Annotated in this window: 19 protein-coding genes; all 19 read right to left on the reverse strand. The window is 29.7% G+C overall.

Annotated features, from left to right (window positions below):
* Window positions 1-9: 9 nt before the first annotated feature.
* A complete protein-coding gene (locus MPF19_RS14050; protein WP_249988724.1) occupies window positions 10-2,526 on the reverse strand; it encodes a glycoside hydrolase family 2 TIM barrel-domain containing protein in 2,517 nt (838 codons plus the stop codon).
* Between the two features lie 510 nt (window positions 2,527-3,036).
* Window positions 3,037-3,207, reverse strand: a complete 171-nt coding sequence (locus tag MPF19_RS14055) for a hypothetical protein (RefSeq protein WP_249988725.1) — start codon at window positions 3,205-3,207, stop codon at window positions 3,037-3,039.
* 24 nt (window positions 3,208-3,231) lie between these two features.
* Window positions 3,232-6,114 carry a DUF8693 domain-containing protein gene (locus MPF19_RS14060; protein WP_249988726.1) on the reverse strand — a complete coding sequence of 961 codons (2,883 nt, stop codon included), beginning with the start codon at window positions 6,112-6,114 and terminating at the stop codon, window positions 3,232-3,234.
* A 764-nt stretch (window positions 6,115-6,878) separates the two neighbouring features.
* On the reverse strand, window positions 6,879-9,227 hold the full coding sequence (locus MPF19_RS14065) for a GumC family protein (RefSeq protein ID WP_249988727.1): 2,349 nt from the start codon (window positions 9,225-9,227) through the stop codon (window positions 6,879-6,881).
* 16 nt (window positions 9,228-9,243) lie between these two features.
* Window positions 9,244-9,999 carry a polysaccharide biosynthesis/export family protein gene (locus MPF19_RS14070; protein WP_249988728.1) on the reverse strand — a complete coding sequence of 252 codons (756 nt, stop codon included), beginning with the start codon at window positions 9,997-9,999 and terminating at the stop codon, window positions 9,244-9,246.
* 58 nt (window positions 10,000-10,057) lie between these two features.
* Window positions 10,058-11,452, reverse strand: coding sequence for an undecaprenyl-phosphate glucose phosphotransferase (locus tag MPF19_RS14075; RefSeq protein WP_249988729.1), 1,395 nt, complete (start codon window positions 11,450-11,452; stop codon window positions 10,058-10,060).
* 33 nt (window positions 11,453-11,485) lie between these two features.
* On the reverse strand, window positions 11,486-12,214 hold the full coding sequence (locus MPF19_RS14080; RefSeq protein WP_249988730.1) for a WecB/TagA/CpsF family glycosyltransferase: 729 nt from the start codon (window positions 12,212-12,214) through the stop codon (window positions 11,486-11,488).
* Between the two features lie 260 nt (window positions 12,215-12,474).
* Window positions 12,475-13,467 carry an acyltransferase family protein gene (locus MPF19_RS14085; RefSeq protein ID WP_249988731.1) on the reverse strand — a complete coding sequence of 331 codons (993 nt, stop codon included), beginning with the start codon at window positions 13,465-13,467 and terminating at the stop codon, window positions 12,475-12,477.
* Window positions 13,468-13,551: 84 nt separating this feature from the next.
* Window positions 13,552-14,775, reverse strand: a complete 1,224-nt coding sequence (locus MPF19_RS14090) for a glycosyltransferase (protein ID WP_249988732.1) — start codon at window positions 14,773-14,775, stop codon at window positions 13,552-13,554.
* An 86-nt stretch (window positions 14,776-14,861) separates the two neighbouring features.
* Complete coding sequence (locus tag MPF19_RS14095; RefSeq protein WP_249988733.1) at window positions 14,862-15,710, reverse strand: glycosyltransferase family 2 protein; 849 nt, start codon at window positions 15,708-15,710, stop codon at window positions 14,862-14,864.
* A gap of 699 nt (window positions 15,711-16,409) precedes the next feature.
* Window positions 16,410-17,093, reverse strand: a complete 684-nt coding sequence (locus tag MPF19_RS14100) for an acyltransferase (protein ID WP_249988734.1) — start codon at window positions 17,091-17,093, stop codon at window positions 16,410-16,412.
* Window positions 17,090-17,935, reverse strand: coding sequence for a glycosyltransferase family 2 protein (locus MPF19_RS14105; protein WP_249988735.1), 846 nt, complete (start codon window positions 17,933-17,935; stop codon window positions 17,090-17,092). Before MPF19_RS14105 ends, MPF19_RS14100 begins: the two co-directional genes overlap by 4 nt.
* Window positions 17,917-19,215 carry a hypothetical protein gene (locus MPF19_RS14110; RefSeq protein ID WP_249988736.1) on the reverse strand — a complete coding sequence of 433 codons (1,299 nt, stop codon included), beginning with the start codon at window positions 19,213-19,215 and terminating at the stop codon, window positions 17,917-17,919. Before MPF19_RS14110 ends, MPF19_RS14105 begins: the two co-directional genes overlap by 19 nt.
* A 56-nt stretch (window positions 19,216-19,271) precedes the next feature.
* The gene (locus tag MPF19_RS19340) at window positions 19,272-19,955 is read right to left on the reverse strand and encodes a CatB-related O-acetyltransferase (RefSeq protein WP_284041531.1); all 684 of its coding nucleotides are present in this window, start codon (window positions 19,953-19,955) and stop codon (window positions 19,272-19,274) included.
* A 16-nt stretch (window positions 19,956-19,971) separates the two neighbouring features.
* Complete coding sequence (locus MPF19_RS14120; protein ID WP_249988737.1) at window positions 19,972-20,952, reverse strand: hypothetical protein; 981 nt, start codon at window positions 20,950-20,952, stop codon at window positions 19,972-19,974.
* A gap of 97 nt (window positions 20,953-21,049) precedes the next feature.
* Entirely contained in the window at window positions 21,050-22,117 is a 1,068-nt protein-coding gene (locus tag MPF19_RS14125; protein WP_249988738.1) for an acyltransferase family protein, read from the reverse strand.
* 350 nt (window positions 22,118-22,467) lie between these two features.
* Window positions 22,468-23,457 carry an O-fucosyltransferase family protein gene (locus MPF19_RS14130; protein WP_249988739.1) on the reverse strand — a complete coding sequence of 330 codons (990 nt, stop codon included), beginning with the start codon at window positions 23,455-23,457 and terminating at the stop codon, window positions 22,468-22,470.
* A complete protein-coding gene (locus MPF19_RS14135; RefSeq protein WP_249988740.1) occupies window positions 23,457-24,290 on the reverse strand; it encodes a hypothetical protein in 834 nt (277 codons plus the stop codon). Before MPF19_RS14135 ends, MPF19_RS14130 begins: the two co-directional genes overlap by 1 nt.
* Window positions 24,287-25,220, reverse strand: a 934-nt coding sequence (locus MPF19_RS14140) for an acyltransferase family protein (protein ID WP_249988741.1), incomplete at its 5' end; no start/stop codon positions are given. The genes MPF19_RS14140 and MPF19_RS14135, both read right to left, overlap by 4 nt.

A 25,220-nucleotide genomic window follows, 5' to 3' on the forward strand; every position in this document is an offset into this window, starting at 1 on the left:
ACTTACAATTTACTGAACATCAATGCTAATGGTATTTCCTTTTAAACCTTTACCATTCACCTTAATTGTTGTTTTTCCTGATTTTTTTAAAGACTGTAATAATAAAAGTGCATGTCCGTTACTTGTAATAACCGTATCCGATTGATACTTTTGTGCACTTCTGTTAGATCCGTTATCTACTCCTAATTGTCTGATATTTCCATCCACAGAAAAAGTTATTTTAGCCTCTTCGGTTGTTACATCATTTCCGCTTTCATCAACCAATTGAGCAATTACATGCGCAACATCATAACCATCTGCAGAAAGTGTAGTTTTATCTACCGTTAATTTTATAGATGTTGGTTTTGTTGTCGTTTTTAAAACAACTTCTTTTTCGTCACCATCAAAACCTCCTCTTGCTGTTAAAATACCTTCTTCAAAAGGAACCGCCCAACGTAATATTCTATCTACACTTCCGCTTAAAGACCTCCAACCTAAAGATTTTCCGTTTAATAATAATTCTGCTTTGTGCAAGTTGGTAGGAACCTCAACAATAATCATGTCTCCTTTTTTATAATTCCAGCTTTTTTGCGCTCTTATATTATTCCAGTTTAAAATCTTTTTACTGGTTGTTATTACTTTTCCGCTTAGCGGATCTACCACTAAAGAGTCTTTTACCTTGTAAGTTCCTAGTGCTATATGTGGTTTGTTTACCCAAATAGATTTAAAATGATCAAATCCCGTTTTTTTAAATCCGCCAAAATCTAAGATATCTCCATCCCATCCTTTTTGTGGCCATTTATTATGTGCTTCCCCTAAATAATCAATTCCGGTCCACATATACATACTATACACCATCGGATCTTCTATAATAGAGTTCCATTCCGTCCAATTACCTGCATTTTCATTTCCTGTAAAATGCATGTTCGGATAATTCTTTTTAGACCAATTATATTGATTTGTTTGATAACTAAACCCTACAATATCTAATGCTTCTGCATAACCAGAAGCTAAACTTGCTACGGGGATAATTAGATTTGCCGTTACCGGACGACTTAAATCCATCTCTTTCGTCCACTTTACTAATTTCTTAGCCGTTTCTGTTAATTTATGTTTTCTATTTGGCAATGCTTTGTAGCGATCTTGCATTTCTTTAGCAGAAATATTCGGAATTCTATTCCAATAATTCCCTGCTCCTGGGTCCCACAAACCACTTACATGTTTGTAGTTTTCATAAGTCCACTCAATTTCATTTCCAATACTCCACTCAAAAATTGAAGGATGATTACGATCTCTTAAAATAGATCTCTTTAAATCGCTTTCTGCCCATTTTTGAAAATGTTCTGTATAACCACGAGAAACATAATCATCATGTCTTTCGTGCATGTTTTGGCGCTTGTCTTTCGGATTGTCAAACTCATCAAAAATTTCTGCTTGCACTAAAAACCCCATTTCATCACACAAATCATAAAATTCTGCAGAAAAAGGATTATGAGAAGTTCTAATTGCATTTACACCTGCATCTCTCATTAATTGCAAACGACGTCTCCAAACTCCTTTTGGCACAGCAGCACCTACTAAACCACCATCATGGTGTATACAAACTCCTTTTACAAAGGTTGATTTTCCGTTTAAAAAGAAACCTTGGTCTTTATCATGTCTTAAAGAGCGAACCCCAAAAGTTGCTATATACGTGTCTACAACTTTTCCTTTTTTAATAATACTTGTAACAGCTTTGTAAAGATTTGGTTTTGCAATATCCCAAAGTTTAGGATTTTTAATGGTTAGTTTTTGATTGAATTCACTTTCTTTTCCTCCATTTACCTTCGTATTGCTCGTAACCTCTGCAACAACTTCTCCTGCAAGGTTTTCTATTTTTGTTGATAAAATAAAAGAAGCTTTACTTCTATTTTGATTTACCACTTTTACTTGAACATTAACTTGGGCTTCTTCTTTAGTAATATTAGGTGTGGTTACAAAACTTCCCCAAATAGGAATGTGTAATTTATCTACCGTTATTAATTTTACGTTTCTATAAATTCCGCTTCCTGTATACCAACGACTGTCTACAAAACGAGAATGATCTACATGAACCGTTAAGATATTTTTAGAGCCATCTGTTTTTAATGCTTTTGTTAAGTCGAAGTATGTTGGTGAATATCCATACGGATTTTCGCCTAACAATTTTCCGTTTAACCAAAAAGTAGCATTGTTATAAACGCCGTCAAACAAAACATAGGTACTTTTATTTTTAGGATTCGCAGGTGTTTCAAAATGTTTTTGATACACACCAACTCCACCTGGTAAATAACCTGTTGCTCCATCTAATTTTTCATCAAAAGAAGCTTCAATACTCCAATCATGTGGTAGACGAACAGGTGTCCAATTCGTATCATTTATCGGAAATTTTGTTGGTTTTTTAGTTTCTTTTACCAAAGTAAATTTCCAATCGAAATTAAAATCCGTTTCTCTATTTTGAGCTGCCGTATTTTGCAGACTCATACACGTTAAAAAAACAGCTATAATGCCTCTTAAGAATTTATTCATTTTTGATTGGTTTTTATTTCTCGTTAAAATTACTGCAACCAAAAACACAATAGAATAACATATGGTCTAAATAGAATCATTAATGATTTACAACAACTCGTTTTTAGAGTAATTAAGCGATAACGGCAGAAATTATCCCTTAAAATGCTACTTTCTCTTATTTTCTGTATTTTTTTTAAAACTTTAAATTCATCTTTTTTAAGACATCTAAAAAAATAAAAAGCATAAAAAAAGGACTAAAACTAGCCCCACATTTTTACTAAAATTAGACGTATTTATGAAAATAAAACCTCTTTAAAACCAACTTTTTTACAGTTAAAAATTCACTCTTTACTTCAATAAAAATAACAATAAGACTACACAATCCTTCTTTATTTCTTAGAGTAAAAATCTCCTTACTTAAAATACATATACTATAATAAAAACAATTATCTCTTGTTTTACAATATTAGAATTTAAACAAAGAAAAGCCCTCTTTTCAGAGGGCTTTTTCAATAAATTAAAAAACCTTTAAAACCCAGTACCTGGAGCTACAGGAGATTGCGCTTGCGCTTTCTGTGGATTTAAGATCAAGTAAGTACCTAACGCAGTTAATGCTGCATATTTACCGTAGTTTCCTATCTTTTTAAGAGCGTCTTTACGAGAAATATCTTCTGGAGTATTATTTATATTGTTTTTCATTTTATATCGTTTTTATAAGTTGGTTTATTCTAAAATAACTTTCTTGTTTAATTTACCTGTTGCAGATTCTAATTGAACAATGTACATACCAGTTGCTAATTTTGGTAAAGCAATATCTTGTACTCCATTTGAAGTAAAAGAGCTTCTTAATACTTGTTTACCAAGAACATTATATACACTAATAGTTGCATTACCTTGTTCTAAACCAACAACTCTTAAAGTAGATGCGTTAGATTGATACACACTAATATCTGATGCATCAATAGTAGCAATACTTAACGCCTTACTTGCTGTATGTATATAAAATCTACCAATACCATTTAAAGCTTCCTTTAAAGTAACTTTATACGTTGCATTTTCCTCAGATAAATTAGTAAACGTATTTGCAACTCTATCTTCTAAATAAACTTTAAGGCCAGAAGGTAAGTTTAATGACTCTGCAGAAAAAGTAAGATCTTTATCAGTTGCCGATTTTACACCAACAGGAACAACAGTCGCTTCTACATCACTGTTAGATAAAGACTGTATTTGATAGTTTTTACCAATATTGCCTTCAACTAATTGTGTGTAAACTTGAAACTCTTGTACAACTCCACCAAACATTTCACCATCATAACCATTATCAAATCCTTTTGTAGAATTATCTGTAAAATTAATTAATGCAAATTTATCATTCACACCATCTTTTATAGATAATTTAACTTCTGTCTTTGCACTTGTTTTCTCAAAAGTAAATGATTCATGTGTTTGAGAACTAGTTGCTACAGTAACAGTACCAGCCACTGCACATTCAACAAAAAACCCTTGTGTGGGAGCAACATTAAATGCATCTCCTGCAGGTTTTACCAAGTAATCACCTACTTTACTATTTGCTGATGAATCCCAGATCCAAATTTGTTGATTTGTTATATTTAAAACATTATCTTCTAAAAAATCCTTACTATTTATACTTGAAGTAAAAGGATTTCCTATTAAATTATAACCATTCGTGTTTTTTGTAAGTGTAAAATCAACATCTGCAACACCTATAGCACCTCTAAAATAAACATTACCAGCACCACCATCTTTTATTTTTACTGAGTACCCTTTACCATTACCAACATCTCCTCCAGGAGTAGATGCTAAATAATCATAACTTTCCGTTGTATTATTGTATGTTGCTATACTTCTATTCCCCACATTACCTGGAGTAGTACTTGTTAACAAATCACTATCATTTCTACTTATAAAGTTATCCATTGTTTCTCCAGAAAAAGGAGAAGCAACTAAATGCCAACCTTTTGCTACATCAACATCTTCAATAAGCACTCTATCGTATCTAATATCTGTAACATCACCAGTAGTAGGTGCTGTTCCTTTTACAATTAATGAAGCACCATTTTTAAACTGTAAAGTACCAGTACCATTCATTAACAAGTTATTTACTGTTACTTTATTTGCACTTCTAAGTATTGCATTATTAGAACCTGTAAGAATTGCCACATTTATGTTATCATCTATTGTGGTTGGTGCAACACCATTTGACCAATTAGCATCATTCTCCCACCAAGAATTATCTCCACTAGCGTTTGTAAAAATATTAATTTTAGAATCCCAAGCACCAATATCACTAGTATCAGTTCCAAAATCAATTGGCGTATCGTCTGTAAGAGCAGTAGGTGCTGTAAATGTTACGTTTGGTGTTACGAAATCTAAATTTGAGTTTGTTAAATCTGCTGCTCTATTTGTATTATCAGCAGCTAGGTCTGCGTTATCAAATTCATTAGCAGCTGCAACGGTTAAACAATTATAAGCCTTTAGGATTGAACCTGTATTACCATCAATATTAGAAGCTGTACCACCATCTGTAGTTGAATTATTACCATATATTAAGCAGTTTGTTAAATTAATAATCTTAGTATTACCACCCTGTGTACGAAGACCTCCACAATCAGCATTATTTTTTGCTGTAGTATTGTTATAAATGGTTACGTTTGTAAGGTTAGCATTTCCATTAACACCATTCAAAATAACTGCCCCACCTCTATTTGACGAGGTATTATTTACAAAAGTTGAATTTGATAATGTTAATTGCGCAGTTAAGGTTACGGGATCAGTAATAGGAACATTATAATTCAATGCTCCTCCATGTCCATTAGCATGTGTTGTAAAATTGCCATCAAAAAGACATCCTGAAATATTTGCTGTAGTAGTAGACCCAATCTCAATAGCACCTCCACCACCTGCACCAGAAGCACTATTAGTTTTAAAAGTTGAATTAGAAAGAATTAATTTAGAATTACCACCAACATAAAGAGCTCCTCCTCCATCATCTGTTGAATTACTTGTAAAAGTACAGTTAGTAACTGTTAAGGTTCTACCAGCAACAACATTAGTACCTCCATAAAAAATAGCTCCACCATTTTTCACACTTCCAGGTTTTAAAACTGTATTAGAATTAAAGTTACAATTCGTAAATGTTACATCTCCGATATCTGCATTATTTGCATTAAGAACTGCTCCTGGACCAGCTTTAGCAGTTACATTAGAAAAAGTTAAATTTGTAAAAGATAGTTCTTTATCCCAATAAAAGCCAAACATTCCAAAAGAAGTACCTTTGGCATCCAATTCTCCATCATTTACACCATCATTAGCCCCTTCAAACTTCAAAAATTTATTCAAATTTACAATGTCAGCATTATGATCTACTTTACCAACAATTTGAATAACATCCGCTGAAGCTAAATCTGTAGCTGCACCAGAAGCAGCAGCATATGCAGCCGCAACAGTTAGGAAAGGTGTCGCTGAATCTGAGCCATCGGCTGTGGCATCATCTCCAGTACTTTGCACATAATAAGTAGTCTGTGCTGTTAAACTAAACCCAACTACAAGGCATAGACATAAAGTCAAAAATAATTTTTTTTTCATTTTTTTCATTTTAATTATTGATTAATTGTTAAACTCATTTTAATCTAACTATAGATTTTTCAAATATCAACTAAACATTCACTTTTTAGGAGTACAAATAATCTTTATCAAGAAACATATTATCATTTTTAAAAAACAAAAAACTACAAAAAACAAATTAAAAATAGATCTTAATACAGCGCTACACCTATCTATAACTAGGTAAATAAGCATATAACAAAGTTAAAACACCACACATTTAACTGTTTTTTAACAAAAAAATATGATAAAAAAATAATTTATATTTTATTTAACAAAAATCATGAAAGAAGGAAAAAACTCGACTTTTAAAGTTGCGTTTTTTTACCTGTGAGATACTAGATGCGGTTATATATGTTAAAAAAATAATTCTTACTCTATTCTAAACTTTATTTTACACCACAATTTTATCTTATAATCTATTTCTAAAGACCAAACCCTTTTAGACATCTTCTTATCATCTAACAAACTTAAATACACTTTCTTGCTTGTAAAAATAAACTTCAAAATGATGAGTTAAATTCATTTGGCAGTACTCGTTAGAAAAGAAAAAGGAAGCTTCTTTTCTAACTCCTTTTTTTATAAAACAAAAAATCTCCGAAGCCTGCGCCTCGGAGATTTTTTTCAATTAAAAAGGGACCTAAAAATCCAATTCTTTTTTATGGTAGCCTAAAAAGCTACTGCTCAAAATAAGTATCTAACCTGTTAAAATTCGTGCACTTTATCTCTAAAAACACCTAGTTCCTTTACCCTTTTTCCCACCAAGACTTTTTAACCTCAGTATCACCGTACCCATAACCATATCCATAGCCGTATCCATAGCCTCTTTCTATATCTATATCATTTAGTAAGACTGCCATGTTTGGCAAACGCTTTTCTTTATAAAGTTTTGCTGGTATTTCTAACAAACGTTTGTCGGAATAATTGGCTCTAATGGTATAAATAAACAAGTCGGCATTTTTACCTAATAGCATGGTATCTGTTACTAATTTAACTGGCGCTGTATCTACAACTACAAAATCATAGTTTTCTTTTCCGTAGGCTAATATATCCTCAAAACGGCCATTACTTAATAATTCTGAAGGATTAGGAGCAATGACTCCAGAGTGTACCACATCTATATCTAGAGCGTCTATATGTTTTATAACATCTGTTACTTTTAAAGACCTGTCTGTTAAATAGTTTGTAATACCTTTCCCTAGTTTCGTTTGTAAATATTCTGCTAAACGAGGTTTTCTAATATCTGCACCAACCAATAATACTTTTTTATTAGAAAGCGCCAATACAGAAGCTAAATTTACAGCAATAAAAGTCTTTCCTTCACCTGGAACTGTAGAAGTTATAAAAATAGTTTTTGCACCATCCGTAACTCCTGCAAGCATAAAATCTAAATTGGTACGTACCATCCTAAAAGATTCCGAAACACCACTTCTACCATCTTTGTGCACAACCACATTATTCGCATCCTTTGTTTTAGGAATTTCCCCTATTAAAGGAGCCTTTACAATGGCTTCTATATCTTTACTACTATGTACCTTATTATCTAATAAAAAGAAGATATAAATTATAGCAAAAGGTATTAGTAAACCTAGTACTAAACCTATCAAATAGATTTTTTTACGATTAGGGCTTATCGGATCGTCATTTCCTCTTGCGGTATCAATTACTTTTGCATTTGGTAAGGTAACTGCCAATGAAATAGCATTTTCTTCTCTCTTTTGTAATAAATACAGGTATAACGTTTCTATAATTTGCTGTTGTCTTTCAATATCTCTAAATTCCCTTTCTTGTTTTGGAACGGTAGACATTCTATAACCTACCCTACTTTCTGTTTTTTTGGCATCGTTTAAAGAAATACTTAAAGATGATTTTAAATTTACAAGACTTTGAGAAATACTACCACGTAATTGAGCAATTTGAGAATTTAAATTAACAATTACAGGATTCTTATCACTGGAACCATTTAAAATTCTATTTCGCTCTAAAATTAATTGATTGTATTGTGCACTATTCGCATTCACACTACCATCACTTAAACCTAAATTTGCCGGAATTAGATTTTCTTTATTTTCAGTGATATATTCTGTTACATAATCAGCCAATCTTAATTGGGTGTTTAAACCTACAATTTTCTTTTCTAATTCGGCATTACTTTCTAAGACCATAGCCGCTTCTGCAGGAATACTTGTAAGTCTATTGCTAGATTTAAATTCCTCTACCCCTTTATCTACAGCAGATAAATCTTTTTCAATCACCGCCAATCGTTCATTTATAAAGGTACTTGTATTGTTCCCTATTAAATTTTTATCGGCAACAGCATCTTTATTATATTGATGTACCAAATCATTTAAAATAGCGGTAACCTTTTCTTTATTCTCCCCAATTAAACTAATCTCTAATAAACTAGATTTTTTAAACAATAAACCTACTTCAACCGCAGCTCTTAAACTTTGTGTAACATTCTTTATGGGGGTAATATGAACTGTTATCACTTCGTTTGTAAGCATATCTTCGGCAGCCAAAGGTGTTAAAGTAATGTTACCAAACTCCATCTTTACCTTTTCTCCAAATATATGTGGCGTTACTTTCTCTTCCTTAGAAATAATTTCAAATTTAGAATCAGAAATAACACGAACCTTAAAAGTGGTGCTTAAAGAATAAATTTTTTCTATAGCAGAAAAAGTTATTTTAAAAGGCACTTCTTTATTATAGATTTCTGTATTTCGAACTCTTCCTTCTTTATGAAAAGTGGTCTGTAAACCTAAATCTTTTACAACACGCTCCATAAGCATGTAAGATTTTAAGATCCCAATTTCATTGTCTATCGATTTTTTACCACCTCCCATTAAGCCTAAGTCTTCAAAGGCAGAAAGTTCACTTGGTAAACCACCACTACTTTCATCATCAATTAAAATAGTGGTTGCTACCAAATATTGGTCAGGCGTATAATATGCTTTCGCATAGGCCAAGCCTAATGCAACCAAAACACATACTACAAACCATTTCCAATAAAACAAATATTTTTCTAATTGTTCACGTATATTAATCGGTTTATCTTCCTCTAACAATTGGTTTAACAGATTCTCTTCTTGCATAATTTTTTAAATTTTACTATCTTAATATAGCAATAATGGATATTAATGTGGCGATTGAAGTAAAAATAATACTTGTATTTGGTCCTACCGCAGATGAATTTATTTTAGACTTGTTAGGCTCTACATAAATAACATCATTTTGTGCTAAGTAATAAAATCTCGAATTAAACAATTCTTTATTAGTGATATCTATCGGAATAAAAACACGACGACCATCTTTTTCTCTAATCAACGTTATATTAACTCTATTTCCATTAATAGTTAAATCTCCTGCCAAACCCAATGCCTCTAACATAGTGATTCGTTTATTTACAATGCTATAAGTACCTGGTCTATTTACTTCTCCCAATACCGTAATTTTAAAATTAGTCGTTGTAATATTTACAATTGGTTTGGTAATGTATTCTGATAGTTTTTGAACCAATAATACACTTAAAGCATCCGTGGTAATCCCCGTAACTTTTAGTTTACCTAATACAGGAAAGTTAATTTCTCCTTCAGCATTTACTAAGTATGGCAAGGGTTTTACTGTGCCCATACCAGTTCCTAAAATAGGCGTTTCATAGATATTAAAAGGCATAACAGCTTCTCCGTTTGTTGCGGAAACATTTATGTTTAATAAATCATCTTTTTGAATGGTAGATTCATACTCTCTTAAGGTTTTTTTCATAATAAACCCTTCTTTGTCTCCAAAATAGACCATTTTTTGCTTAGAAACGCAAGACGATGCTAGTACTAAAAATAGCACTATAATAATATTTGTGTATTTCATTCTTTTTTATTTATCTATTTTTCTTTTTCTTTTTTATAATTGTATTCTTTTTATTACTTTAAAAAGCATTGCTGTCTTTTTTAAATACCACCTGCCAAATAGTTAAAAATAGAATCTTTACATCTAATATCAAGTTCCAATTTTCTATATACCAAATATCAGCTTGTGCCCTATTCTTCATGTCTTGTACTGTTTTGGTTTCTCCTCTAAACCCCGTAACCTGTGCCCAACCTGTAATACCCGGTTTTACAAAATGACGCACCATAAATTTCTGTACAGATTTTCTATACGATTCGGTATGCACCAACATATGTGGTCTTGGTCCTACTACAGACATATTTCCTATTAAGACATTATAAAATTGTGGTAATTCATCTAAACTGGTTTTACGTAGAATTCTTCCAATAGAAGTAACTCTACTATCATTTTTAGTTGCTTGTAAAGAATCCGATTCCGTATTTACCGTCATGCTTCTAAATTTGTAACATTTAAAAGGTTTATCATCTTTACCCGAGCGCATTTGACTAAACAACACCGGACCTTTACTATTTAACTTTATAATAATTGCTAACAAAGGGTACAACCAGACTCCTATACCTATAAGAACCAATAAGGAAAATATAAAATCACATGCACGTTTGGTCATTCTACTCGTTAAACTTTCTAAAGGTTCTGCTCGTAAATATAAAGTAGCCACCTTATTTATATAGGTCATTCTAAAGTGCTGAAATAAATATTCAGAAAAATTAGGAAGTATATACACCCTTATTAAATGATTATCTGCATAACTAATATATTTGTTAATTATAGCAGATTTCTCTGGAGGTAAAGAGATAAATAAGGCATTTACTTCTTTACTTTTATCTAAATAAGGAATTAATTCTGACTCTTTTCCTTTATAAAATGTTTGTAATGATTCGGGTACTTCATTATCTGAAAAAATACTATGAAGCTCATACCCATTTTCGGGTACCATTAAGACACTTTTTATTAATTTTTCTATTTTTGAATCGAAACCTAAAACAATAACCTTTCTAATATTATGTCCTCTTTTACGATACCTTTTAAATACATACATTAAAAGTATCTGAAAGATAGCATGCATAGCACCAAACAACAATATAGTAATGATAAAAAAATCTCTAGAAAATTTATATTCTATTATCAAATATAAAAAGGTTGCTCCAATTAAGGTAAAAAGGGTTAACCCGTGCAGACTTTTAGAAACCACCTTATCCGTGTAAATAATTCTGGGTATATCGTACATTTTTAATCGAAAAGTAATCGCCAACCAAAGTAATAATCCAAATAAAAAGATAGATCTATATAATATTATTTCTGGAAACACGCCATCAAAAACAATATAATTCGCTGTAAAAAATGATACAAAAAATAATAAACCATCTATAAAAAAAGCTGGAATGGGTAAATATTTAATTCTTCCTTTCGGCATATTAATTAATTTAAGTCGTAATAATAAAATATTTTATTTAAGTAGCAATTGTAGTTTTTCATAAAACACATAATATATAAATTGAGAATTCCCAATTAAATACCTACGCCACATGCGTTTTGGTTCTTTTACCAATCTATATAACCATTCTAAACCTAGATGAATCATCCATTTTGGAGCTCTATTTACAGTACCTGCATAAAAATCGAACACCGCACCTATAGAACAAATTACAGAAGTGTTTAGCACTTCTTTATGTTCATGCCCCCATTTTTCTTGCTTTGGGGCTGTCATGCCCACAAAAAGAATGTCTGGAGAAAAAGCATTTACCTGCGCTATCATTTCATCAGTATCTTGTTTGGTAAATGTGGTTTTATAAGGAGGTGAATAACTAGCTACTTTTATGGCCGAAAATTCTTTTGCAATTCTATTTTTAATAAGGTTTAATGTGCTTTCAGAAGCTCCCAAATAAAACACTTTCTGACCTTTTAAATTGGCTTCCGTAAGTAAATGTTGGTGTATGTCCCAACCTGCAATTTTCTGAATTTTCTTACCCCCCAACAACTTAGAGGCTAATACAATACTAGAACCATCTGGCAATAAAACATCACTAGATTTTAATACCGCTGCAAAGCGATTGTCTTTTTTTGCCATACAAAAAGAATACGCATTAATGGTGTTTATACAACACCTGCTATCCGTTTTTATGTCTGACAACGCTTGACTAAAAATGGTGTTTTTAACAATATGTGTTAAATTCATATGTGAAAGAACTTTGTTTGTTATATAATTCTATTAATTAAGTCTTTTATTCGTTAAGACGCGTTTTTAAAGTTTTAAATGATAATATCTTTGTCCAATTTATAATCTTTTTATTTTAATTGTTATAATTGTAAAACATTAAAATTAGAATAATCTAGCTGTTCCATTTTTTTGTGATTCAGTATATAATTTCATAATATCACTATTTTATTTAGTTCTAGAGCACTTTTTTTATCCATTCTAAATATATCATACCAAAGTTATAACCGAATTATTTCCTTAAAATCCCAAACTTTATTTGAAAATATTCTTAAAAAGAAATTTGTTAAAATCCTTAAAACATATGCAGAAAGAACTATAAGTATAAATACAATTAGCGTATTTAAAGGATACCATTTATTAAAATCATTTGTAATTATACTAAATTGTACAATATAAATTTCATAAGTCAGAGAAGCTATTAAAAAAATAATTGACCAGATTTTATGAGTTGCTAACTTATCGCACCATGAGTAACTAACCACTTTATAAGAGTAGAAAAGAAATGATAATAGAGGAAAAACAGCAAGTAATTGAGTATAATAAAAATAGTCTGTTTTACCTTTTCCAAAAACCATTATTGCAAAGTATAATAAAAAAGAAAAGGTACAAAAGGATAAATCTAAAAGTAAGTTTTTAGTTTTAATATTTTCTCTATGTAAACTGATGCTAACACCTAACATCATGGAACTGAAATAGCAGATATAATGAAAACCGTGATAAATACTTCCATTTACTTTTGGCGAAATAAATATAATAATAAATGTAATTAAGATTGATAAAGCTAATATGTGTTTTGAATATTGCTTAAAAAACTTAATTAGAAAATAAATTAAAGAAAAACTAATAATGAAACATCTTACAAACCAGTATTCACCAGCTAATAGAAAGTCGTGCCAACTAATTTCTTTATTAAATATTAAGTTAGCGAAAACAAAGAATACAATAAGTGTAGGCCATAATCTAATAATTTTGTTCTTAATCCAATAATCGAACTTTATATATTCACCATCACTTGTTTCAATTTTGGTAAGAAAAAATCCAGAAACAAAAAAAAACAAGGCATTACCGTGTACACCAAGTGTTGCAAAACTAATATTGTGATCTTCATACAAAGGAATAAAATGACTATTTGTAATCATTATTGCAGCTACAAATTTCAAAAAATCTATACCGTAATTACGTTTTTTCATTTTAGAGGCTATTCTCTTCATTTTTCTAATTAGAATTTCTATATCAACTATTTTTTTATACTTATTTAAAAATTATATTTTGAATTATATAATAATCAAAGTGTTCTACTTTTTTAAAGCTTCAGTATAAAATTCTACCAATTTTTTAGCTTTTAGGCCCCAAGATAATTCAATTTGACGTTGCTTACAGTTGGTTGCTAATAATTCCAACTTTTCTCTATTAACAAATAAATCTTCAATTTTATTTGCAAAATCTACAGCAGATTGCTTCGGATTACTTAACGCAATCTTAACGCCTACATTTTTATTTATAACATCTCCTTGACCGCATGTATTAAAACAGACTACAGGTAAATTATTACTAATTGCTTCTAGGACTACATGTGGTGTACCTTCTGCTACACTAGTAAAAAAAAATAAATCACATTTTTGCATCAATTGCTGCACTTCACTATGCTTTATTAAACCATACCATTTACATTGCTTTTCTATCCCTAAGCTTTTAGCTAAAGATTTATAAACTAAATCATCGCCACCGCCCACAATATGAAGTAAAATGTCTTTGTTATCTATTTCTTTTAAAGTTTGTAGCGCAATAGGTAACTGCTTTCTAAAATCAAGTTTCCCTACCCACAGTAAGTCAAGATTCTTTTTATTTGTTTTATCTACTTTTTTATGATCTTGAATATAACACCCCGTTTCATTTAACAAAGGAGAATTTATACCAAAAAAACGATTAAATGAGGTCTGAGAATTCGTAGATGCAGAAACAACCACAGAAGCACTTTTAACAGCTAAACGCAGACGTTTTGAAAAACGAAGTTGTAAATATGTAATACTATTCTTAAGATTTACAAAAAGCTTTGTTTTTAAACTTGCTCCATCCAAATAGGCTACCGGAAATTTTTGTTTCGCATCAACAGGCCCCCAAATAAGTGGAACATTTGTAATTTTCCATAAATACCCAGGTTCTCTAAAACCTATCATATTTAATTGATGTAACACATCAATTTTATTTGTTTTAACAATTTCTTCAGCTAATTGATATGTCTTAAATTGCCACTTTTTATAATGTTTATAAAAACGCCAATCACCTTGATTCCAACACATTTTTCGAATATCTTCGCTTACTGGATTATAATAAAAATGCATATTTTCACCCTGTTCTAAGGTGGGCAAAACAGCTTCTATATTTACCCGAAACTCCCCTTCAGTAATAATGTGTAGCTCGCATTGCTTTGCCAGATGCAAACACCAATTCCAAGCCATTCCGGGTTCACTGCCCATATTTGGCGAGCATGCATAAGCGTTTATTAAAATTTTTAACATTGTTGTATACTTTTTTTAAATTAAAAGGCGGTTAGAATACAAAACTTGCAAATTCAACTTTCAAAAATGCTAAAACACATCTATGTTTAAAATCTACATAGACGCTGAATAAAATAAAATGTTGATCCTATTATTTTACTTTTGTGTTTTATAATTAGTTTTACCCCTACTTCAAAATCATCTTTTATAAATGAGTTTATTATTTTTCTAAATAATTTATCCAGATAAATTTTATATAAATAATTATTTTTATTTAGTCCTTCAAGCGGCATTACCCATTCATATATTTGTTCAACAGGCACTTTCTTTTTACTTAGTGCACTGAAATCAAGATTATAACACATTATTAAACTTGGAATGTATGCTATTTTACAGTTTTTAATTAAGTTGTCTGTGAATATTACATCTTCTCCAATAATTATATCTGATCTAAATCTTTCCAATTTATCAAGCATATTATTTTTTACTATAAAAGAACCTAATCTAATATTCCATGTTTTTTGCCATAAACTTTTAAAAGGATTTTCTAGCAATTGTTCTTTTGTTAGTTTACACGATTTATTAGTAGAGTTACCTGCATTTATTTCATAATTACCACTTATTAAAGTAGACATAGGGAACAAAGTCAAACCTTTAATTAAATCTTCTATCGATTTTTTAAATAATGTATCATCTGCATCTAAAAACATAATCCAATCACCAGTAGCTTTTTCAAATCCTTTGTTTCTTGCGAAAGAAACTCCCCCATTCTTTTGATAAGAATACTTTATTCTATCATCATCTAATGCAAGTACAATTTTTGCCGAATTATCTGTTGAACCATCATCAATAATAACTACTTCAATATTTTGGTAAGTTTGGTTTAATACCGATTGTAAAGTATTATAAATACAGTTTTCCTTATTATAAAGTGGTATTATTATTGAAATCAACATTATGCTTTATTTAATTTATTCAAAAAAAAATGATAAAAAACTCGTAAATGATTAGTAATGTAATGATATACCTCTTTGAATATAACACTGTGTCGTTTATCAAATAAAAAAAAATCTTGAGCGTTGTTAATAGTCATTTCACATTTTTTAATTAATTATTATTAACTAAGAATCTTTGTAATTATTTATCAAAGTAATTGTGGTTTAGATAGTGGAAAAGAATTTTTTTGAATTATTTTAAATTCAATTTAGACTTTAAAATAAACTTTAATCTTTTAACAAACGAACATGAAACCATTATTCATACATGATATTTAATAACTTAGAAACAAAAACCATTAACCATTTATTTTGTTTCATTATTCCTATTAAACTCATCTTATTAACCTTTTGCTCCACAATAATGCATAAATTACTATTAAGTGATTTGTTAAATAATGAAATAATCTTTGGTTTTAGCAGCTTTAGTCCAAGCAAAATGCATGCCTCTATTCCAATATAAAGTTCCATTGCCTTTTATAAATGTTACATTAGGAAATTGTTTCTGCACTGCTTCTGGCGTTCCATCTTTACAACCATCATCGGTCAGAAATACTTCCCAAGTATATCATTCCACTACTTGCTGAGAAAACAAGTTCTCCAAGCATTGAAGGGTTTCTTCTTTGCGATTATATATAGTAATTAGTATTGCTATATATTTCATTTATGGTCAATTTTATTTCTATCCCAATCTATTTGTTGCTTTAATAGTTTACAGGGAATTCCTGAATAAAGTGAATTTTCTTTTTCTAATTTATTGGTCACAACACTAGAGTTGCCTATTATTGAATTGGAAGGAATGAAAGCTCCTTTTAAAATCCGAACATGAGCTGTTAACCATACATGGTTACCGATAGTAACTGATTTAGCATAATTAATTCTTTGTCTAGTATCATTATTAATTATTGAATGACTGTCACCATTTCTAATCTCAATATCTCCAGAGAACATACAGTCATCTCCAATCTTGATTAACTTACCTTCAGTTGATGCTAGATGCCCTCCTTCCATTGTAAAATCTCTTCCAATTTCAATAGTGGACTCATCATCTTGACACCAAAAAGTAGCCTCTGATATAATTGTGCTCCCTTCTCCTATTATCAGTTTGCAATTATCCCCTAAAATTGTAATTTTACAATTATTTAATCTTGCCTTATGACCTACAATAATGATATTATTTTTACCTTTTATATTAAACTTTACTTTTTTTAAAAAGGCTCCTTTTGTTTTAATCTTATTTGTATATCTATATTTCCAACTATTATTAAAATACCTAATATTAAACAACTTAGAAACAAAAACCATTAACCATTTATTTTGTTTCATTATTCCTCTTAGACTCATCTTATTACCCTTTTACTCCACAATGATGGATAAATTACTCTTAAGTGATTTGTTAAATAATGAAAAATTGCATTTGTAAAACCTTTATGCCTTTTTTCGAAAATAAAAAACTCTTCTGGATTGTTTCCTAAAGGAGAGCGAAATGCTTTCCATCGCTGATTAAATGTTTTTTTTGGATTACACCAAGTTGCTAAATTTTCGTGACTATCACATTTACCTAAAAAACCAGGGGCTATATACATTTTAAAACCAAGTTTACCTGCTCGCAAGCCATAGTCAAAATCACCTAATGCATGCTGAAAACCTGAATCATTAATTCCTGCTTTTTTATAAACCTCTTTAGGAATCCAAACAATGTTTCCATTAAAATAATCACAAGCTATAGCTTCTTTTAAAGGAGTTATTAAACCATCAATAAGACTGCGGCCTCCGTAGGTAATTTCATTATCGTCTTTAAATGAACTCGTAGATCCAACTATAATAGCTTTATTTTGCTTTAGAAGAGAACTTGATTCTAAAATATTTAATGCTAAATTATTTAAAATCGTATCATCATTTAGCCATAAATAAAAATCGTAGTCTTTAACTTTAACAGCACTTTCCCAAGCCAAACGCATACCTTGGTTCCAAAATAAATTTCCATTCCCTTTAATAATGGTGATTTTTGGAAATTTTGCTTTTACAGCTTCCTCGGTTCCGTCTATAGAGCCATCATCAACCAAAAAAACAGTAAATGTATAGCCATTTGGTACTTCATTTTTATAAAGAGCTTTTAAACATGCTATTGTTTTATCCTTGCGATTATGGCAAGTAAGTAATACCGCTATTTCTTTATCAACCATTCCTTTCTTTTCTTTAAAATATAAAACTCTAATTTTCGATAACGACGATCAAATATACCTTTTACCCAAATAATAAATTCTTTATCCGACATAGATCGAAAGGATTTTGAAAAACACATTCCTATGGAAATCCAAAGAAAAGTATTAGATAAATCAAATTGACTAAAATCCTCTACCCATGCATAGGACCAACGAAATGTAATATATAACCCGATTATTTTTATAAATATATTTTGAGACTTATTTACAGCCAAATAGGAAGCCTTATAAAACACTAAAAAATAGAGTATAACACCAATAACTCCTGTCCAAGTAAAAACATTTAAAATAGAAACCTCGTTAGAAGGTCGTTCCATTTTCCCTGTCTTCAATTCATCCGCCAAATAACTCCCAAAAGATTCTGAATCATTCCCCCTTGCAGGTGTTCTACCAAATAAGATATAATTATGTCTAATAGCTGACTCTAAAACTTCTACATATAAAAATGTACGCGTATCTGCTGTTAATGATTCTGTAACTTGCTCTCCTTCAAATTGCGTTTCATTAGTATATTCTCCCTGGATGTAATCGTCCATTTTAAATACATTAAAAATACCGCTTATACCTAACCCAAATAAAATTATAGGTACAAGTAAAAGCAATAATCTCCCAATCTCCATCATTTTTACACTAACAAAAACTCTTATATAATAAATACCAGCAAAAATAATGGGTACAGCAAATTTTATTACATTACTTCTAGCTCCTAAATCAGAAAATAGAACTAATAGAGTAAAGAAACAAAGAACTAATTTCCATTTATTCTCTATTATAGGAAAAAATAAAAACAAAAATGAGATTGGTACTAAGTAACGTCCAATAGCTTCCGTCCATATAAAAAGATAAAAAATAAAAAATGCTGGTAATGCATATTTTAACCATATTAATACGATCCTTTGAACTATTAGTTTATTAGTAGCTACATAAATGGTTAAAGGCATTAATAAAACTAAAGATGTAGACACTAAATTTTTCCATTCCCAATAGTTTTCTGCAACAAACAAACCTCTAAATATGCATATTATATTCCACGCTAAATAGCCAAACAAGACATAAAGGTATTTACGATTTTCTTTATGTAAAAAATATTTTTTTGATTTTACAAAAATCAATAAAATTAATGCATAGATAATCCACCATATTGTAGTATTTCCAATAATTAAATCAGTCCAAGCATTTACTGAAGAAATTGTAATCAACAATATAAGAATTGGTACTATTTTTACGAGAAGCTTCCTCATTTAATAAAACTATTAAACATTTTATTTTTTATTTTTTTAATAAAATAGGGTTAAAATTAAGTTTTTGCCCTATACAAGTTATAAAGATCCTCTTGTTCATATACTTCTTCTGCATTCTTTTGCCACCAATTAGATTTCAATAATTTTTCTATTTCTATTTTATTAAAACGGAACTTAATTATTTTTGCAGGAATACCAACTACAACTGCATAAGGCGGTACGTCTTTGGTTACGATTGCTCCAGCTGCGATTACAGCACCATCACCAATAGTAACTCCATCCATAATAATTGCTCTTGTTCCTATCCAAACATCATTTCCTATTTTAATTGGTTTGTACTCTTCAAAATCAAGATCTTTATCAACTAGTTTAATTCTTAAAAGATTTTGTTTTCTATAAAAAATAGGAGCCGTAGAAAAAAAATGTAATGGATGTGAACCAAGTCCTATAATTACATCATCTGCTATTGAACAATAATTACCAATTGTTGCATTCTGAATGAGTGCATTGTTACTACAATATGTATAATTACCAATATTACTATGATTAATTGTAGATCTAGAAAGAACACAACTATTTACTCCTAAAGTAGAATCTAAAGAAAAGCTAGATCCAGAATAAATAATTGCTTTAGGAAAACGTTTTTTATTTTCAATATCTCTAGCGTTGTCATTTGCTAATTTAAAGAGTCCTTTAATAAGCCCTATTGGCATCCACCATATTCTTTTTAAGCTTTTCATAAATATTTTTAATAAATTACCAATAACAAGCACCTTCCACTTGTTGTGCATTTTTAGGTTTGTCAATTTCTCCGGGTCGTACCCAATGTTTGTTCATTAGATTTGAGTAACTTCCTCTATTAATCCCCCACTCTTTAACACCATAATTAGGATCTTCCCAACGATTACCTTTAATACCAAACAAGAGTTGTAAAGCTCCCCCTAAATGCACTGCTTTTTTACCACTTTGCTTTACATGAGCTGCTAATGGAAAACCATAAGCACCTGCACCTATTAAACATACGTCATAATCTACTTTGTCTATCTCTGCTTTCATGAAGTCTAAAGCTTCAAACCAAGTTTTAAATTCACTATCTCCACCTAAACTCTGTACCGCTTTTATGGTACTCAACTCAAATTCTGGTAACACTTCTTTCTCAAATAAAAGTGTTCGTTTTTTATACTGTGCTTCAATGGTTTCATTAAAGGGATGTACTACCAATACTTTTTTACCTTTTAAAGCTAATGTCCATGGTTTTTTAGACCAAAAGGGTTCTAATAAACGTAAATGCACATTTAAAGAATCATTTACTCTATAAATGTCTACTTGTTCTTCTTCAGATAACCAAGATCCTAGAATATCAACATCTTTTAAATCTTGTAGCATCAGTTCGCAAAAGCGAGTAAGATGTGCTTGATCTGCAGGAAAAAAACCAGACCAGTTTTGCATTTGTGTCATAATATTTTGGTTCCACCAAAAGGGCTCACATTCACCTTTTATATACTTCAAATATTTATTTTTGTTTTCCTTAATGCTTAAATAATTTAATAAACAAGTCAATTCTGTTGATCCTAATCTCGCAATCATGCAAGGTTTATCTGCTAATAATTGCTCTATTAAGATTGTAGAAGCTTGTTCTTCCTCTTGAATACCACGAGCAAACTTAAAAGGTTGTTGATTTATTTTTTGATAAACCTTTCGTAGAATTTTAAGTAGATAAATAGATACTTTATTCATTAGGTGATATTATTTTTATGTTTAAATACGTAAACTGAATTCTATATTTTTATTAAGGATATAGAAATATCTAATTTTTGTTTAAATATTATATCAATTATTTTACAAATATTTTTTCTGGTTTGTTCTTAGTTCTATAATATGAAAATAAAATCGTTAATTTATTTTTAACTTTTTTGCTTATTGGTATTTCAAAATTTGACGATACAAAATAGGCTAATAAAATACTTATTAAAGTTGCTAGCATAACATAAAAAAATTGATTGTTATAAATCATTTTGGCTCTATAAATAATGGAATAGCCAATTACATTATGTAATAAATATAGAGGATATGATATTTTACCAATAAATAAAAGTATTTTATTCTCTAATATTTTAATCTTAGCATAAGATATATAGTAGAATATTAGATAAGCACTAATGACTAGTATTCTAGGTATCAATTTAAACTCAAAAGGATTGGGTACAATTGCGTCTGGTTTAATATTAATTAAATAAATCATTAAACTCATAATAATAATAATATGAGTGAAATAATTTGATTTTCCATATTTTATTTGGTGAAACATTATACCACTTATAAACAATGGAGCGTGTTCCGTTATTAATAGAACCTTAAAATACTTTACAAATGGAAGTTGAAAATTATATACTGTTAAACAAATTATTAACCAAAAAAAACAATAAATTATTATATGTTTCAATTGTTTAAAATAGAATAATAAGCCCATAATGAAGTAAAAAATTAATTCAACTCCTAAAGACCAATATACTTGATCGATATGTCTAGTTTTTAACAAACCTTGAATCATTGTTGTGTTTAATATTACTTCTTTTAAAGTGTAATTACCCAAAGTAGGTACAGGAAAAAAAAATATAATTAAAATTGTTAAAAACATGCAAATCCAATAGGTAGGGTATAATCTAGAAAATCTAGCAATTATAAATTGCTTAATTTGTGTAATATTTTGTAAAGACATAAAAATTACAAAGCCACTAATAATAAAAAATATTTGTACACCAAAATCACCATAAAAAAAATGAAATTTATGCTCACTAAGAGTATTAAAATGGTAGTCAAATGCCCAAGTATAATGACTTAATAAAACTAACATAATTGCAATTCCTCTTATTGCATCTAATTCATAAAATCTTTTTTTCATATTTTAAATATTTACGTTTGTTTTCCTTAATACTTAAATAATTTATCAGACAAGTCAATTCTATTGATCTTAAACTCGCAATTATATCAAGTTTGTCGGATATCAATAAGAATAGTAGCGGTTTGTATGAGAAGATTTTCTGACAAAAAATAAGACGTTACAAACATGCAACGACCTTCCGTTAAGCACTAAGCAATTATTTTTATAAGGTGTTAGCGTGTCGTTAATTCATTCACTATATCTTGTACTAGTAGTTTATTTCCCTTTTTTATTTAATTCAAGTTTCAGGAAAGAATCAAGTTTTTCTCCAAAGCCCCAACTATCTCCAATAACACCAACTGTCAAAATAATTACATTTTAATACGTTCTTCAAAGTCTAATTGACCATCATCATCAACTAAAACCCAATCTTGTGTCTGCGGGTATCCATGCCAAAAATTATTTGGAACTACTTTTATATTTTTATTTAATAAAGCAGGTTTGTAAGAAAAAGAACTTTTACTAGTAATTAGAACATCTGCAAATACCATGTGTAAAAAAGAGGCTTGTGGATCCATATCTAGACACCAGTGAAGGTTTTGAATTGAGTGGAACTCTGGGTAATCCTCAGGCCTTCCTTGTGAAAAAAAATAAATATGTATAAGTTTCTCTGTTTTTGATTTAGCAATCACTTGTTTTAAAACAGTTTCAAAATAATCATTTGCCATAAAACGCATTTTAAGATTAGGATTATTGGGATCTGCAAGAATATCTCCTCTTCTAACGTGGATAGCAATATTGTAATTTTGATCACTATAAATTAATTTTTCTACTTTTCGTTGAGGTGCTGAATAGAATTTTTGCTGAATTCCATACATTACACCAAATTGATCTTGATAAAATTGATCTTGTTCACAAACAAAAATAACCTTCTTGTTGGAGTATGCCGAAATAATAGTCTTTATTAAAGTAACTTCTTTTACATTATTTTCATCAAATAGTGGTAAACGAACTTTTTTATACCCTTGTTTTATTAATTCTTGTACAGGTATTTCTCCATACCCAAAACCTAAGAAAGAATCCCATTTATTTGAAGAAAAAGGAATGTGAGCAAATTTTAAGTTAAATTGTTGCGCAAACCAATACCCTGCAATCCAATTAGCCATTTGGTGCCCAATGCCTGCATTAGAATTAGGAATTGCAGAAAAATATTGTTGAACAATTCCGTTAATCCCTTTATTAGAATTTGTTTTTCTATACCAACTAGATTTATAAATATATGGGTACCAAACACGATGTCTTGAAAAGCTCACCCATTTCTCCCATAATTTTCTTTTTATTTTATAATAAATTGTTTGCACTATGAGTATTTTAGTTTTAATAAATCTATATAACTTTTAACCTCTACGGGTAATCGTTTTAATTTCGCATTTAAACGTTCGTTAAATGTTAATGTTTTGCTTTCAAAAAAACCACGTTTAGAAAAATCCATTTCTATGTTATGATCTTTAAATAATTGCACTACGCCAGGGTACCATTTACCGCCAATAACACCTGTAACTTCATAAGGTATTATATTACGCCCATTATCTGAGTTTACGTTGTTATTAGTGGTGTAAAAATTATGATTTATGTAGGCTGCACGTTTAGAACCCCACCACTCAAAATTCCATCCGCTCTCATAAGGCTTTAAATAACTTTTTAAAACCTCCTTTTTCCAAAGTGCTGCTTGACAAGATACTCTATCTTTATGATGTTTAGGTATTGAATATAATTTTAGGTCGTTTATTGTAAACAGTTCATCTCCACCTGCCGATTTATCTGTTAAATGAATGCAATCTATACTTTTGGAAGTTGTAATAGCATTTACATAAGTATTAAAAGTATTTGAATCCATTTTTTTATTCAGAAAATAATCTTCCTGCATATATAAAACAATATCTTCATTCATTGTTTCTAAAGCCCATTTAAAACAATCGCTCCATGTTGCCCGTTCTGTTTTAGGTATGTTATTTTTTAAAGCTCCCTTTACGGCTATAATATTTAAATTTCCATAAGAATAGCCTTTGTACTCTGTATTTAAGTATATAGTTCCTTCGTAATCGGGCCAATAAATAGAAAATAGCTTAAAAAAAGGATCCCAGCAATCTTCGAATTTATCACATGTATTTACTAAAATTGAATATTTTTTCATTTATATTGCTGTTTGATGATTAATAAGCTTCTCCAGCTCTGTTTCTCTTTTCCAAAAAGGAAGTAGAGCTTATTGAAAGAAATTGGAATTATAAATAAATACATAGATAAGACTAATGCTACTATTTTAGCAAAAAAAGCAAAAAGCTGTTGTTCTTCAGTAAATCCATATTTAATTATAGAATCGACTATGATAATAACATAGCATTGTGCACCTAAAATAGGCAATGCATTCTTAGCTATATAGATTAGTCCGTGAAATATCTTATCTATGGCCTTTACTTTATCAAATAAATAAATTAAATAATTTATTAAAAGAATAACCCCCAATATTCCACTAAAAGCTGAAATATAAAAAAGTCCATAATTGTTAATAATATTTTGACCTAAAACAGCCCCAAAATTAGCAATACCTGCACTAAAAGAAATACAAAATAAAGAAACAATAATTACCATCAACCATAACTTATGCAAACCTAAAATACTTTCCAATTTGAAAATATATTTTTTTAGAATGTTTCCTGTTCCAAGAAATGTAAGCGCTGAGAAAGAAACCTCTACATGAAAGGGTAGATGAATATTCTTTAAAAAACAAATATATCCTAAAAAAGAACTAATTAGAATTGCTATTATTTTTATCGAAACTGTCTCTAGTTTTGTGTCAACCCAATAATATAATAGGTTTATACAATATAATATAAAAACAAACCATAATGGACTTGCCTTTGCTGGACCGGATCCCATTAAAATAGCAAACAAATTTGAAGGTATAGAAACTTTTGGTTGGAGATAGGTATTCCAATCTAATAAGACAAATAATAATGCTAAAGAAATGAATGGTAAAAAAAGAGTTTTTGTTTTATATGTAACGTATTTAATAAATGAAGTATATCGCTTTGATGAAAACAACACTCCAGACAAAAAGAAAAAA

Origin of the sequence: Polaribacter sp. Z014, from assembly GCF_023555435.1 — a bacterium.
Classification (GTDB): domain Bacteria; phylum Bacteroidota; class Bacteroidia; order Flavobacteriales; family Flavobacteriaceae; genus Polaribacter.

Coding starts and splice junctions, on each gene's coding strand:
- MPF19_RS14100 (WP_249988734.1), bottom strand. CDS start 17,093: ATGAGTCTAAGAGGAATAATGAAACAAAATAAATGGTTAATGGTTTTT.
- MPF19_RS14105 (WP_249988735.1), bottom strand. CDS start 17,935: ATGGTTGATAAAGAAATAGCGGTATTACTTACTTGCCATAATCGCAAG.
- MPF19_RS14055 (WP_249988725.1), bottom strand. CDS start 3,207: ATGAAAAACAATATAAATAATACTCCAGAAGATATTTCTCGTAAAGAC.
- MPF19_RS14125 (WP_249988738.1), bottom strand. CDS start 22,117: ATGAAAAAAAGATTTTATGAATTAGATGCAATAAGAGGAATTGCAATT.
- MPF19_RS14095 (WP_249988733.1), bottom strand. CDS start 15,710: ATGTTGATTTCAATAATAATACCACTTTATAATAAGGAAAACTGTATT.
- MPF19_RS14070 (WP_249988728.1), bottom strand. CDS start 9,999: ATGAAATACACAAATATTATTATAGTGCTATTTTTAGTACTAGCATCG.
- MPF19_RS14135 (WP_249988740.1), bottom strand. CDS start 24,290: ATGAAAAAATATTCAATTTTAGTAAATACATGTGATAAATTCGAAGAT.
- MPF19_RS14085 (WP_249988731.1), bottom strand. CDS start 13,467: ATGAAGAGAATAGCCTCTAAAATGAAAAAACGTAATTACGGTATAGAT.
- MPF19_RS14065 (WP_249988727.1), bottom strand. CDS start 9,227: ATGCAAGAAGAGAATCTGTTAAACCAATTGTTAGAGGAAGATAAACCG.
- MPF19_RS14080 (WP_249988730.1), bottom strand. CDS start 12,214: ATGAATTTAACACATATTGTTAAAAACACCATTTTTAGTCAAGCGTTG.
- MPF19_RS14090 (WP_249988732.1), bottom strand. CDS start 14,775: ATGTTAAAAATTTTAATAAACGCTTATGCATGCTCGCCAAATATGGGC.
- MPF19_RS19340 (WP_284041531.1), bottom strand. CDS start 19,955: ATGAAAAGCTTAAAAAGAATATGGTGGATGCCAATAGGGCTTATTAAA.
- MPF19_RS14110 (WP_249988736.1), bottom strand. CDS start 19,215: ATGAGGAAGCTTCTCGTAAAAATAGTACCAATTCTTATATTGTTGATT.
- MPF19_RS14050 (WP_249988724.1), bottom strand. CDS start 2,526: ATGAATAAATTCTTAAGAGGCATTATAGCTGTTTTTTTAACGTGTATG.
- MPF19_RS14075 (WP_249988729.1), bottom strand. CDS start 11,452: ATGCCGAAAGGAAGAATTAAATATTTACCCATTCCAGCTTTTTTTATA.
- MPF19_RS14120 (WP_249988737.1), bottom strand. CDS start 20,952: ATGAATAAAGTATCTATTTATCTACTTAAAATTCTACGAAAGGTTTAT.
- MPF19_RS14060 (WP_249988726.1), bottom strand. CDS start 6,114: ATGAAAAAAAAATTATTTTTGACTTTATGTCTATGCCTTGTAGTTGGG.